At 72.6% G+C, this 12,506-nt stretch carries 12 protein-coding genes and 1 pseudogene; 11 read left to right on the forward strand and 2 right to left on the reverse strand.

Translation table 11 applies throughout. The features are described from left to right. The first annotated feature begins 4 nt into the window (after positions 1–4). Entirely contained in the window at positions 5–1,138 is a 1,134-nt protein-coding gene (gene alc / locus OHA73_RS33430) for an allantoicase (protein WP_327656899.1), read from the forward strand. A gap of 68 nt (positions 1,139–1,206) precedes the next feature. On the opposite strand, the gene OHA73_RS33435 is transcribed toward alc, so the two are convergent. Next, positions 1,207–1,938 carry a 3-oxoacyl-ACP reductase family protein gene (locus tag OHA73_RS33435; RefSeq protein ID WP_327656900.1) on the reverse strand — a complete coding sequence of 244 codons (732 nt, stop codon included), beginning with the start codon at positions 1,936–1,938 and terminating at the stop codon, positions 1,207–1,209. A gap of 133 nt (positions 1,939–2,071) precedes the next feature. Here OHA73_RS33435 and OHA73_RS33440 point away from each other — a divergent pair. Next, positions 2,072–2,539, forward strand: a pseudogene (locus OHA73_RS33440) (AIM24 family protein); the annotation flags it as partial. Between the two features lie 75 nt (positions 2,540–2,614). After that, positions 2,615–3,040, forward strand: coding sequence for a ribonuclease (locus tag OHA73_RS33445; protein WP_266715315.1), 426 nt, complete (start codon positions 2,615–2,617; stop codon positions 3,038–3,040). Between the two features lie 88 nt (positions 3,041–3,128). Here the strand turns inward: OHA73_RS33445 and OHA73_RS33450 are convergent, their stop codons facing one another. Beyond that, positions 3,129–3,347 (reverse strand): hypothetical protein, encoded by a 219-nt coding sequence (locus tag OHA73_RS33450; RefSeq protein WP_267068690.1) that lies wholly within the window; start codon positions 3,345–3,347, stop codon positions 3,129–3,131. Between the two features lie 179 nt (positions 3,348–3,526). Between OHA73_RS33450 and OHA73_RS33455 the strand changes: the two genes are divergently transcribed. From OHA73_RS33455 to OHA73_RS33490, 8 genes are all read left to right on the forward strand, one after another. Next, positions 3,527–4,798: a sensor histidine kinase gene (locus OHA73_RS33455; protein ID WP_327656901.1), complete on the forward strand. Its 1,272-nt coding sequence runs from the start codon at positions 3,527–3,529 to the stop codon at positions 4,796–4,798. A 191-nt stretch (positions 4,799–4,989) separates the two neighbouring features. Continuing rightward, entirely contained in the window at positions 4,990–7,443 is a 2,454-nt protein-coding gene (locus tag OHA73_RS33460; RefSeq protein WP_327658575.1) for a sensor histidine kinase, read from the forward strand. Between the two features lie 152 nt (positions 7,444–7,595). Beyond that, positions 7,596–8,048, forward strand: coding sequence for a roadblock/LC7 domain-containing protein (locus OHA73_RS33465; RefSeq protein WP_327656902.1), 453 nt, complete (start codon positions 7,596–7,598; stop codon positions 8,046–8,048). Further along, the gene (locus tag OHA73_RS33470; protein WP_327656903.1) at positions 8,045–8,476 is read left to right on the forward strand and encodes a DUF742 domain-containing protein; all 432 of its coding nucleotides are present in this window, start codon (positions 8,045–8,047) and stop codon (positions 8,474–8,476) included. The genes OHA73_RS33465 and OHA73_RS33470 overlap by 4 nt, the downstream gene beginning before the upstream one ends. 94 nt (positions 8,477–8,570) lie before the next feature. Next, complete coding sequence (locus OHA73_RS33475) at positions 8,571–9,128, forward strand: GTP-binding protein (RefSeq protein WP_327658576.1); 558 nt, start codon at positions 8,571–8,573, stop codon at positions 9,126–9,128. A 59-nt stretch (positions 9,129–9,187) separates the two neighbouring features. Next, a complete protein-coding gene (locus tag OHA73_RS33480) occupies positions 9,188–9,856 on the forward strand; it encodes a response regulator (protein ID WP_266715318.1) in 669 nt (222 codons plus the stop codon). A 110-nt stretch (positions 9,857–9,966) separates the two neighbouring features. After that, entirely contained in the window at positions 9,967–11,202 is a 1,236-nt protein-coding gene (locus OHA73_RS33485) for an ROK family transcriptional regulator (protein ID WP_266715319.1), read from the forward strand. Between the two features lie 95 nt (positions 11,203–11,297). After that, positions 11,298–12,488, forward strand: a complete 1,191-nt coding sequence (locus OHA73_RS33490; protein WP_266715320.1) for a cytochrome P450 family protein — start codon at positions 11,298–11,300, stop codon at positions 12,486–12,488. Positions 12,489–12,506: the final 18 nt, after the last annotated feature.

The raw sequence follows: 12,506 nt of genomic DNA on the forward strand, positions 1-12,506 counted from the left end.
CACCATGTCCGCGACTTCCGGGTCCTCCGCGATACCCCACTTCACCGGCGACGCCAGCCCCTACGGCGGCGGCGACCCGTACGCCGACTACCGCACCGCGGACTTCCCGTTCACGCAGGACGCGAACCTCGCCGCGCGCCAGCTCGGCGCCGGCGTGATCGCCGCGAACGACGAGTTCTTCGCGCAGCGCGAGAACCTGCTCGTGCCCGAGCGCGCCGAGTTCGACCCGGAGCACTTCGGCCACAAGGGCAAGATCATGGACGGCTGGGAGACCCGCCGTCGCCGCGGCGCGTCGGCCGACCACCCGTGGCCGACGCAGGAGGACCACGACTGGGCCCTCGTCCGGCTCGGCGCGCCCGGCGTGATCACCGGCATCGTCGTCGACACTGCCCACTTCCGCGGCAACTACCCGCAGGCCGTCTCGGTCGAGGGCACGTTCGTCGAGGGCGCGCCCACGCCCGAGGAGCTGCTCGCCGACGACGTGAAGTGGACAACGCTCGTACCCCGTACGGCCGTTGGCGGCCACGCGGCGAACGGCTTCGTCGTCGACTCCCCGCAGCGCTTCACGCACCTGCGCGTCAACCAGCACCCCGACGGCGGCATCGCCCGCCTGCGGGTCCACGGAGAGGTCCTCCCGGACCCGAAGTGGCTCGCCACGCTCGGCACCTTCGACGTCGTCGCCCTGGAGAACGGCGGCCGCGCCGAGGACGCCTCGAACCTCTTCTACTCGCCGGCCTCGAACACCATCCAGCCGGGCCGCTCCCGCAAGATGGACGACGGCTGGGAGACCCGGCGTCGCCGCGACACCGGCAACGACTGGATCCGCTACCAGCTCGTCGCCCAGTCGCAGATCCGCGCCATCGAGATCGACACGGCGTACCTGAAGGGCAACAGCGCCGGCTGGGCGTCCGTCTCCGTCAAGGACGGCGAGGGTGGCGACTGGGTCGAGGTCCTGCCCCGCACCCGCCTCCAGCCCGACACGAACCACCGGTTCGTGCTCGACACCCCGGCGGTCGGCACGCACGCCCGCGTCGACATCTACCCGGACGGTGGCATCTCGCGGCTGCGCCTGTTCGGCTCCCTGACGGACCAGGGAGAGTCCCAACTGGCGGCCCGCCACGCGGAGTTGGGCGCGTAACCGCTACTCTGCTCGACTTGCGGGGCACACCGGCCTGACAGCACCGGTGTGCCCCGCATTTTTTCGCCTCAGGCGGCGTGCCCGCCATCCACCGCGAACTCGGCGCCCGTCACGTACGAGGCCCCGTCGCCCGCCAGATACGCGACCGTCGACGCCACCTCGTCCGCGGTGCCGTAGCGACCGAGCGCCGTCGCCGCGGCCTGGCCCTGCGCGTACGGCCCGTCGGCCGGGTTCATGTCGGTGTCCGTCGGGCCCGGGTGCACGATGTTCGCCGTGATGCCGCGCCCGCCCAACTCACGGGCGAGCGCCTTCGTCAGCCCGATCAGGGCCGCCTTGCTCGTGGCGTAGAGCGTGCCGCCCGGCCCCGGTACGTGCTGCGCCATGCAGGAGCCGACGGTGACGATCCGGCCGCCCTCCGGCAGCCGGGCCGCCGCGGCCTGCGAGGTGAGGAAGACGCCGCGCACGTTCACGTCGAGCGCCCGGTCGACGTCCGCGAGGGAGAAGCCGTCCAGCGGGCCGAGCGCGCCCACGCCGACGTTGTTCACCAGCACGTCGATCCGGCCGAGCCCCGTCACCGTGTGCTCGACCGCCTCCGCCGCCTCACCCGCGTCCGCCGAGTCGGCCCGCACCGCGAGCCCCCGCCGCCCCAACGCCTCGATCCGCCGCACCACTTCGTCGGCGGCCTCCTTGCCCTGTACGTAGGTGAGCGCCACGTCGAAGCCGTCGCGGGCGAGCCGCAGCGCCGTCGCCGCGCCGATTCCGCGCGAGCCGCCGGTCACCAGAGCCACCTTGCTGTTCATGTCGCCTCCTATAGGGAGCGGATGTTGTGTCTTCAAGTACAGCGACCTACGGAGGCGAGTACTGGCGGCAAATGGACGTCGATGTCGGGACACACTGGTACCAACGGAACCTTTTCCTCCGGTTCCCTCGGTGGGCCCTGGTGGCGGTGCGGCGGGCATGCTGCGCCAGGCCATGGGTACCGCCATGCAGGTCGGCCGGCGCGCCCTCGCGGGTGAATCGCTCGCGTTCCAGTACTTCACGTCGCAGGGCGGCGAGGGCACGGTCGGCTTCGCCGGAGTGCTGCCGGGGGAGATGCGCGCGCTCGAACTCGACGGTACGCGCGCGTGGTTCGCCGAGAAGGACGCCTTCGTGGCCGCCGAGTCGAGCGTCGACTTCGGCATCGCCTGGCAGGGCGGCAGGACAGGCCGCGGCGGCGAGGGTCTGAGCCTCGCGACCCTTGAGGGCAACGGCCGGGTGATCCTCCAGTCCATGACCATCGAGGGCCTGGCCAACGCCCTGAAGAAGGCCCAGGGCGGCGACAAGGAGGGCGTGACGGGAGGCCTGTTCTCGACACGCCAGGGTTGGCGACCCAAGGTCAGGGACCTGGCCCCCGGCATGTGACGCATGTGAACTGACGGAAAACAGACGTGAGTTGGTGTTGACATGCCCACCTCTACGCGCGTCACACTGTGGGGCATGAAGACTCCCCCACGCTTCATCAGTGCCATCGCCGTTGCCGCCGCCCTCCTCCTGGGCGGCGTGGGCGGCTCCACCGCGATCGCCGCACCGGCCGCGCAGGCCCCGGCCGTCGCCTCCCACACCGTCTCGGCCGCCGATGTCGGCGACATCTGCTACTCCGCGCTGCCCGCCGAGGCGCACGACACCCTGGACCTCATCGAGCAGGGCGGACCGTACCCGTACGAGCAGGACGGGACGGTCTTCTCGAACCGGGAGGGCATCCTCCCCGGCCAGTCGTCCGGCTACTACCACGAGTACACGGTGATCACGCCGGGCTCGGACGACCGCGGTGCCCGCCGCATCGTCACCGGGGACTCCGACAAGGAGGACTACTACACGGCGGACCACTACGCGTCCTTCGACCTGGTCGACCACGCCTGCTGAGCCCTCCTCGGCTCCGTACCTGCTGAGCCCTCCCCGGCTCAGCACCTGCCGAGTCCTCCCCGGCTCCGCAGGACGCAGGGCGCAGGAGTCAGCTCTTGCGCTGGGCCTCGACGGCCGCGAACACGGCGAACGCGAACACGATCAGCGCGATGCTGCCGTACACCTCGTGGCCGTCGAGGAACCCGATCCGCTCGATCAGGCCCCAGCCCAGCCAGCCGGTGAACTCGTGCAGGATGCCGACCGCGCCCTGGAGCAGGGCGAAGCCGCCGATGACCTCGATGATCTGCAGCCACTCCTTTTTGTTCATGCACAGGACTCTCGCCCCGCGGACCCCCCACCCACATCGGCCGCGGGGCGAGCCCCGCAGGACTCCGGTAGCGGAGCGCGGGCGCCGGCCGCGACCAAAGTCGACGGGGGTACGACTTTGGTCGCGGAAGCGGCGCTCGGGGCGGTGCGGGGCGCCCGGGGTGCGTAGATTTGTCGACCATGGAAGCAGTGCGGCAGACCGGGACCCCGCAGGCGGCGGACACGCCCGCCGAGCGATGGCGCCGACGGCTGCTGCCCTCGGCCGTCGCCGACGAGCTCGACCTGGACCCCGAGGGTCAGCCGGGCCGCAGGCGGCGCACCGCCCGTGACTGGATCGTCGACTTCAGCTGCTTCGGGATCGCGGTCTTCCTCGGCCTGATCTTCGCCGAGCAGGTCTGGGACGACCCGAACACCCCGCCCGCCGTCGCCGTGCTCGACCAGGTGCTCGGCGCCGCCGCCTGCGCCGGGATCTGGCTGCGCAGACGCTGGCCGCTGGGTCTCGCCCTGGCGATGATCCCGGTCGGCTTCCTGTCCAACACCGCGGGCGGCGCGTCCATGATCGCGGTGTTCACGCTCGCCGTGCACCGCCCGTTCCGCTTCGTCGGCTGGGTGGCGGGCGCCTCCATCGCGCTCATCCCGCTGTTCTTCTGGTTGCGGCCCGACCCCGACTCCTCGTACCTGCTGTCGGTCTCGTTCACCGTCATCATCACGATCACGGTCGTCGGCTGGGGCATGTTCGTCCGCTCCCGGCGCCAGCTCCTGATGTCCCTGCGGGACCGGGCGCGGCGCGCCGAGACCGAGGCTCAGCTCCGCGCCGAGCAGGCGCAGCGGCTCGCCCGCGAGGACATCGCGCGCGAGATGCACGACGTGCTCGCCCACCGCCTCACCCTGCTGAGCGTGCACGCGGGCGCCCTGGAGTTCCGGCCCGACGCACCCCAGGGCGAGATCGCCCGGGCCGCGGGCGTGATCCGGGAGAGCGCGCACGAGGCGCTGCAGGACCTGCGCGAGATTATCGGAGTGCTGCGCGCGGCGGACCACGGCGACGAGTCGGGGCGGCCGCAGCCCACCCTCGCCGCGCTCGGCACCCTGGTCGACGAGTCCCGCGAGGCCGGCATGAAGGTCGACCTCGACAACCGGGTCCCCGAAGCGGGGGCCGTGCCCGCCTCCACCGGACGCACCGCCTACCGCATCGCCCAGGAGGGCCTGACCAACGCCCGTAAGCACGCCCCTGGCGCCGAGGTCGCGGTCACGGTCGAGGGCGCCGCGGGGGACGGCCTCACGGTCACCGTGCGCAACCCACCACCGCCCGGCAAGGTGCCGCACGTCCCCGGCTCGGGCCAGGGCCTGATCGGCCTCACCGAACGCGCCACGCTCGCGGGCGGCCGCCTCGCCCACGGGGCCGAACCTGACGGCGGTTTCGCGGTGCGCGCGTGGCTTCCGTGGCCGGAATGACGTCGGGGCGGCCCGGATGGAGATCCAATACCGCTGGTAACGAAATTGGGGGTGTCGGAGCCCTGTACCCAAGGAATCACGCGGCGTAGGCTCCGGGCCTCATCGGGGCGGCGCCACAGGGGTGCCGGGGTGTGCCGAGGGTTCGGGAGTGACGACGTATGTCACCACAGGGGGATCGCCCGTTGGCTGCTGTGCGCGGTGAAAGACCGCACGGCGGAGGGCATCGCAGGAGAAGACAGGGGCGGGCGCGCGGCATCCGCAGGGAGATCGTCGCCCTGGTGCTGCTTCCGCTCGTCGGCATGGTCGCGCTGTGGGGCACCTCGACGGCGGTGACCGGCAGCGAGGCGGTGAAGGTGCTCGACGCCTCCGACGTGCTCGACGACTTCATCCCGGTGGTGGTCGACGCCCTGAGCACTGTGCAGAGCGAGCGCGCCGCCGCCCTCGACTACCTCGCGGACCGACAGGACGCGCGAGCGCACGACACACTGCGACGCAAGGCCGACGCCACCGACGCCAAGATCGCCGACCTGGGACGGCTCGCGGAGGACGCGGAGTTGCGCGGCAAGATCCACGGCTGGGACGTGGCGGGCCAGGCGCAGCAGGTCGCGAAGCTGAAGCCGCTGCGCAGCGCCGTCGAGGCGGGCACCATCAGCGGTCGCGAGGCGTACCGGCGGTACAACGCACAGGCGGACGGCTGGTACCGGCTCTATCTGCAGGGCTCCAAGGCGATCTCCCAAGGCGGCGGAATCAGCGGCCAGTTGGCCGGACTCGCCGTGATCACGCAGAGCCGCGAGGCGGTGCTCAGGGAGGGCGCGCTGCTCGGCTGGGCCGTCGAAGGCAGCCGGGTCACGGCGGCCGACCAGCGCGAGGTGGCGGGCCTGGTGGCGCAACGCGCGTTGAGCGTACGGACGTCGGGCGGTCTGCTGGAGGACGCGGACCGGGAGCGGCTCAAGGCCTTCTGGAGCGGTCCGCCGACGGCGTCGCTGCGGTCCGCCGAGCGGAAGGTGTTGGCCGCGACGCCGGGGACCGGCGCCGCGCAGGACCCGGAACTCGCCGCCGCCGCACGGAGTGTGGCTGCCGCGTCGCCCCGCCTCGACAAGAAGATCACCGATCTCAACTTCAAGTCCGTCGACGACCTCGTGGCCCGCGCCAAGCCCGTCTCCGTCCGCACCCTGGTGATCGCCGGAGTCACCGGCGTCGTCGGGCTCATCGCAGTGATCGCCTCCCTGGTCATCTCCGTGCGGGTCGCCCGCCGCATCATCCGTCAGCTCGGCCAACTCCGTTCACAGGCGCGGGAGTCGGCGGATGTCCGGCTGCCCGATGTGGTACGGCGCCTCGGCAAGGGGCAGCAGGTCGACGTCGACGCCGAGTCGCCGCGGCGCGACCATCCACGCAGCGAGATCGGCCACGTCGGCGAGGCGCTGCAGACCCTGGAGCGGGCCGCGATGCGGGGTGCCGTCGTACAGGCGGACCTGCGGCGCGGCATCTCCGAGGTGTTCGTGAACCTGGCGCGGCGTCACCAAGCGCTTCTGCACCGCCAGTTGACGCTCCTCGACATCATGGAACGCCGCACCGACAACGACGACGAGCTGGCCGACCTGTTCCGCCTCGACCACATGACCACCCGCATGCGGCGGCACGCCGACGGCCTGGTCATCCTCTCCGGCGCGGGCGCGCCGAGGCACGGCGGCCGGCCGGTGCCGCTGCTCTCGGTGATCCGCGGGGCGATCGGCGAGGTGGAGGACTTCGAGCGGATCGACGTGCCCCGGCTGCCCGAGCTCTGGGTGCGGGGCCCGGCCGTGGCCGACCTGACGCACCTCATCGCCGAACTCCTGGAGAACGCCACGATCTTCTCGCCGCCCGGCTCCACCGTGCAGCTGGCCTGTGAGGGGGCGGCGAGGGGGCTCACCCTGGAGATCCACGACCGGGGACTCGGCGTCCCGTCCGACGAACGCGAGCGGATCAACCAACGCCTCGCCGCCGCCGATGAGATCGACCCGGCGCGCACCGACCGCCTCGGCCTCCTCGTCGTCTCCCGGCTCGCCCACCGCCAGGGCGTCACGGTGTCCCTGCGGGCCTCGCCGTACGGCGGGACCACCGCGGTCGTCCTCGTTCCGAGGTCCGTCCTCACCGCGCCAGAGGAAGGAGCGGGCGAGACCCGCGAGGGCCTCGACAACGTGTTCGCGGTGCCGGCCAGGGAGCCGGCCCCGGCGGGGAGGCTCGCCCCGCCACCACCCGCCGTGCCGCCCACGGCGGTCGGAATCCCCGCCCCGCCCACGGCGCCGCCCACGGTCCACGACCCCGCGGCGGCCGGCACCGGCGCCGTGCGGCCCGCGCCCCAGGGCGTACCGCTGGGCAGCGCGGGCATCCCGCACCAGCCGGGGCGCCGCAACACCCCGTCCGCGCGGCCGGAGCGCGGTCACGCGCGGGGCGCCGCGCCCGCGCCCCTGATCAGCCCGGACGAGACCGTCGACGGTCTGCCGCGCCGGGTCCGCCAGGCCAGCCTGGCCCCGCAACTGCGGCGCCGCGCCGCCGAGTCGGCCACGGCCTCGGAGCGGCCCGCCGAACGAGACGCCGACGAGGTCCGCGAGCGCATGCAGTCGATGCAGTCGGGCTGGCAGCGGGCCCGCGACACCGACGACTGACACCAGAACGACGACCGACACCGGCACGACGACCGACACCGGCACTCCGACGCGGCAGCGTCGCTCAGCACGAGGTGCGTCCCCACACCGCCCACAAGGCGCGTCACCGCACCACATCACACCAAGCACCACCGAACAAGGGGAGCTCAACCGTGTCCGCACCGTCACCCTCACCCCGCTCGGCCACTCCGGACGCCACCGTCCGCGGCGGCGAACTCGACTGGCTTCTCGACGATCTCGTCGCGCGCGTCGGCAGCGTCCGCAAGGCGCTCGTGCTGTCCCGCGACGGACTCGCCAAGGGCGCATCGCAGGACCTCGACCGCGAGGACAGCGAGCATCTCGCCGCCGTCTCCTCCGGCTTCCACAGCCTGGCCCGCGGCGTCGGGGAGCAGTTCGCCGCGGGCGGGGTCCGCCAGACCATCGTCGAACTGGACGAGGCCTTCCTGCTCGTCGCGGCCGCCGGCGAGGGCAGCTGCCTCGCCGTGCTCACCACTGGTGACGCGGACATCGGCCGGGTGACGTACGAGATGACCCTCCTGGTCAAGCGCGTCGGCGCGCATCTCGTGACCCAGCCGAGGGCCGAGGCGACCGATCCCTCGTCATGAGCGGCGGCGGGGAACCAGGGGCCGGGTTCGAGGCCGATGCGAGCTCCCTCGTCCGCGCCTACACGCTCACCCGCGGGCGCACCGCGCGTACGGCGCACCGCAAGAAGCTGGACCTGGCCGCCATGGTGACCGTGGTCGACCCGCGCATCGAAGGGGTCGGCGGGCTCGGCGAGCGCGAGGTCGACGACCTGGCCGACGAGTTCGGCCTCGGCCCCGAGCACCACAGGATCGTCGCGCTGTGCCGGCGCCACGCCCAGTCCGTCGCGGAGCTCTCCGGGGTCCTCGACCTGCCCGCGGGAGTCGTCCGGGTCCTCCTCGGAGACCTGGTCGACGACGGCATCGCCCGCATCACCCGTCCCGTCCGCCCGGCCGAACTGCCGGACGAACAACTCCTCAGAGAGGTGATCAATGGCCTCCGTTCGCTCTGACGCGACGAGCGGCGCGGCCCGGGGCGGCGCCCCGCGCGATGCCGAGTGGGCGGGCTCCCCGCAAGGTGCGCACGCGCCGCTGCCGCCCGTCTCGATGAAGATCCTGGTGGCCGGCGGCTTCGGCGTCGGCAAGACGACGTTCGTCGGTGCGGTCAGCGAGATCAGACCGCTGCGTACCGAAGAACTGCTCTCCGACGCGGGCGCCGACGTGGACGACACGACGGGCGTGGACGCCAAGGTGAGCACCACCGTGGCGATGGACTTCGGGCGGATCTCCATCAGCGAGCAGGTGGTGATCTACCTCTTCGGTACGCCGGGCCAGGAACGCTTCTGGTTCCTGTGGGACGACCTGGCCGAGGGCGCGCTCGGCGCCGTCGTGCTCGCCGACACCCGGCGGCTCTCCGACTGCTTCGCCGCGATCGACTACTTCGAACGCGCGGGACTGCCCTTCCTCATCGCCGTCAACTGCTTCGATGGCAGCCGCCACTACCCGATCTCGACGGTCCGCACCGCGCTCGACCTCGACGAGGACGTACCCGTGGTGCTGTGCGACGCGCGCGGCCGGGAGTCGGCGCGGGACGCCCTCGTGGCGTTGGCCGAGCACGCGATGAACGTGGGGGCGGTGAACCGGGCGGAGTACGAACACGGGTGATCACCAGAACATGAGGGATCGTTTGAACGCGAGTGATCGTCCCTCGCTACGGTGGCCCCATGACCTCGATCCGCCTGCTCATCGTCGACGACGACCCCCTCGTGCGCGCGGGGCTCACCTTCATGTTCGGTGCCGCCGAGGACATCGAGATCGTCGGCGAGGCCGCCGACGGCAGCGAGGTGGACGCGCAGGTGGCCCGGCTGCACCCGGACGTCGTCCTCATGGACCTGCGCATGCCGACTCTGGACGGCCTGTCCGCCACGGAGGCGCTGCGGGCCCGCGAGGGTGCCCCCGAGGTGATCGTCCTGACCACGTTCCACGCGGACGAGCAGGTGCTGCGGGCGCTGCGCGCGGGAGCTGCGGGGTTCGTCCTCAAGGACACCGCGCCGGGCGAGATCGTCGAGTCGGTGCGCCGGGTGGCGGCCGGCACCCCGGTCCTCTCGCCGACCGTGACCCGGCAGCTCATCTCCAAGGTCTCGGGCGACGACCCCGCCCTGGACCGGCGGGCACGCGCGCGTACGCGCATGGCTGAACTGGCCGAGCGTGAGCGGGAGGTGGCCGTCGAGGTGGGCCGCGGCCGGTCCAACGCGGAGATCGCCGCGACGCTCTACATGAGCGTCCCCACGGTCAAGGCCCACGTCTCCCGCATCATGGCCCGGCTCGACCTCAACAACCGCGTACAGATCGCGCTGCTCGCCCACGACGCGGGGCTGCTGGACGACGCCTGACCCGGTGCGGGCTTCGGGCTCGGCCTTCGGCACGGCCTGAGGAGTGTCGGTCCCGCAGGGTAAATTCACATCGTTCAACGATGCGAGCGGTTGAAGTTGAAGGGGTGGGGATGACGGCACCACGCCGGCGGACGGTGCGTGATCTGCGGCGCGGCAACCGCGCCGTCGTCCTGAGCAAGCTGTACTTCGACGGGCCGCTCAGCAGGCAGGAGTTGGGGCCGCTCACGGCGCTCAGTTCGGGCTCCATCAGCAATGTGGTGGCGGAACTCGTCGCCGACGGTCTCCTGGAGGAGGCGGGCTCGGTCGACTCCGACGGCGGCCGCCCCCGCACCCTGCTGCGTGTCGCCCCGGGCAGCGGCCACCTCGTGGGCGTGGACGTCGGGGAGACCCGCGTGCGCGTGGAGCTGTTCGACCTCGCGCTCGGTGAACTCGCGCGCGTGGACGAGCCGTTGCCGGAGGCGGCGCGCGACGGCAGCTGGGACGCCAAGGACGTCGTACGCCTCATCACCGTCGCCCTGACACGGGTGCTGGCCGACGCGGAGGTGGCCCCCGAATCCCTCCTCGGTGTCGGCATCGGGGTGCCCGGCATCGTCGACGCCTCGGGCGGGGGCGGCGCGGTGGTGCACGGCCAGACCATCGGCTGGGACGCGGTCCCCCTGGAGGCCATGCTCCGCGCCCCCGACGGCCTGCCGCCCGAACTCCCCCCGCAGCTCCCGCTGTTCCTCGACAACGGCGCCAAGACCCTCGGCCGCGCCGAGATGTGGTTCGGCGCGGGCCGCGGCGCCCGCAACGCCGTGATCGCGCTCATCGGCTCCGGCGTCGGCGCCTGCGTCATCGCCGACGGACTGCCCTACCAGGGCGCATCGAGCAGCGCGGGGGAGTGGGGCCACACCGTGCTGCAGGTCGGCGGCAGGGCCTGCCGGTGCGGGGCGCGCGGCTGCCTGGAGGCGTACGTCGGGGCGGAGGCGCTGCTCGCGCGGTGGCGGGAGGCGGGCGGCAGCTGGACCTCGGCGGACGAGGAGGGCGCGCTGGCCGAACTCCTCGAAGACCCCTCCACGGCAGGCCTGTTGGACGAGACGGCGGAGTTCCTCGGCGCGGGCATCGCCGACCTGGTCAACCTGTTCAACCCGGAGCGGATCGTCGTGGGCGGCTGGGCGGGCCTCATGCTCGGCCCCCGCCTGCTCGCCCCCGTACGCCGCGCGGCCGCGTCCTACGCCCTGCACCACCCCTTCGCCCAAACCACGGTGGAACTGGGCCGCTTGGGCCCCGACGCGGTGACGGTGGGCGCGGCGACGCTGCCCCTGGCCAGATTCCTGGAGACGGGCGGCCAGCCCTCCGGCGATTGAGCATTTCCAGCCCTCTCGGGGGACGGGAACGTACGGGGAGTGCCGAGAGTTGAGCACGATGAAGGCCAGATCCGGGCAACGGGAGGCGGCACGACATGACCGACAGCGGTGAGATCGTCGATCTGGGGGAACTGGCCGGGGGCGCGCCCCAATTCCACGCCGACCCCTACCCGGTCTACGAGCGCCTGCGCACCCAAGGCCCCGTCCACCACGTCCGCACGCCGGGCCCAGGCCCGACCGAGGACCTCTACCTGATCGTCGGCCACGAGGCCGCCCGCGCCGCATTCACCGACCCCCGCCTGGTCAAGTCCCCACCGTGGGGACTCGAGGACGACATGATGGGTCTGCACCTGCTCTTCGCGGACCCGCCGGAGCACGGCCGCCTGCGCTCCCTGGTCACGCGGGAGTTCACCCCGCGCCGGGTCGCGGCACTCGCCCCGCGCATCCAGAAGCTCACGGACGAGCTGCTCGACGACATGGTGCCGCGCGGCAGCGCCGACCTGATCGGCTCCCTCGCCTTCCCGCTGCCCTTCGCGGTGATCTGCGAGCTGCTCGGCGTCCCCGACATCGACCGCGACCGGTTCCGCCGTATGTCGACGCAGGTCGTGGCGCCGACCAGCGAGGAGGAGGCCTACGCGGCACACGTCGAAATGGTCGGGTTCCTGGACGAGTTGATCGCGGCCAAACGCGACGCGACCCCCGCGGACGACCTGCTGAGCGCGCTGATCCGGACCACGGCGGAGGACGGCGACCGCCTCTCGCCCAGCGAACTGCGCGCCATGGCCTTCCTCCTGCTCATCGCCGGCCACGAAACGACGGTCAACCTGATCGGCAACGGCGTCCGTGCCCTGCTCCAGCACCCGGAGCAACTCGCGGCCCTGCGCGCCGACATGACACTCCTGGACGGCGCCGTGGAGGAGATGCTGCGCTACGACGGCCCGGTCGAGACGGCCACGCACCGCTTCGCGGCGGAGCCCGTGGACATCGACGGCACGGTGATCCCGGCGGGCGCGCCGGTGCTCATCGGCATCGCCACGGCGAGCCGCGACCCGCACCGCTTCGCGGAACCCGACCGCTTCGACATCCGCCGCGACGCCCGCGGCCATGTCGCCTTCGGCCACGGCATCCACTTCTGCCTGGGCGCTCCGCTCGCCCGCCTGGAAGGTCGTATCGCCGTCCGTAGCCTCCTGGAACGGTGTCCCGACCTGACGCTCGCCGAGCAGCCGGACGCGTGGCTGCCCGGCATGCTCATCCGGGGGACGCGGAGCCTGCCGGTGAGTTGGTGAACGCCTCGGGGCTCCGCC

Origin of the sequence: Streptomyces sp. NBC_00483 (assembly GCF_036013745.1) — a bacterium.
Lineage (GTDB): Bacteria > Actinomycetota > Actinomycetes > Streptomycetales > Streptomycetaceae > Streptomyces.

Coding starts and splice junctions, on each gene's coding strand:
- OHA73_RS33445 (WP_266715315.1), top strand. CDS start 2,615: ATGAAGACTCCCCCACGCTTCATCAGTGCCATCGCCGTTGCCGCCGCC.
- OHA73_RS33450 (WP_267068690.1), bottom strand. CDS start 3,347: ATGAACAAAAAGGAGTGGCTGCAGATCATCGAGGTCATCGGCGGCTTC.
- OHA73_RS33485 (WP_266715319.1), top strand. CDS start 9,967: ATGACGGCACCACGCCGGCGGACGGTGCGTGATCTGCGGCGCGGCAAC.
- OHA73_RS33435 (WP_327656900.1), bottom strand. CDS start 1,938: ATGAACAGCAAGGTGGCTCTGGTGACCGGCGGCTCGCGCGGAATCGGC.
- alc (WP_327656899.1), top strand. CDS start 5: ATGTCCGCGACTTCCGGGTCCTCCGCGATACCCCACTTCACCGGCGAC.
- OHA73_RS33455 (WP_327656901.1), top strand. CDS start 3,527: ATGGAAGCAGTGCGGCAGACCGGGACCCCGCAGGCGGCGGACACGCCC.
- OHA73_RS33490 (WP_266715320.1), top strand. CDS start 11,298: ATGACCGACAGCGGTGAGATCGTCGATCTGGGGGAACTGGCCGGGGGC.
- OHA73_RS33470 (WP_327656903.1), top strand. CDS start 8,045: ATGAGCGGCGGCGGGGAACCAGGGGCCGGGTTCGAGGCCGATGCGAGC.
- OHA73_RS33480 (WP_266715318.1), top strand. CDS start 9,188: ATGACCTCGATCCGCCTGCTCATCGTCGACGACGACCCCCTCGTGCGC.
- OHA73_RS33475 (WP_327658576.1), top strand. CDS start 8,571: ATGAAGATCCTGGTGGCCGGCGGCTTCGGCGTCGGCAAGACGACGTTC.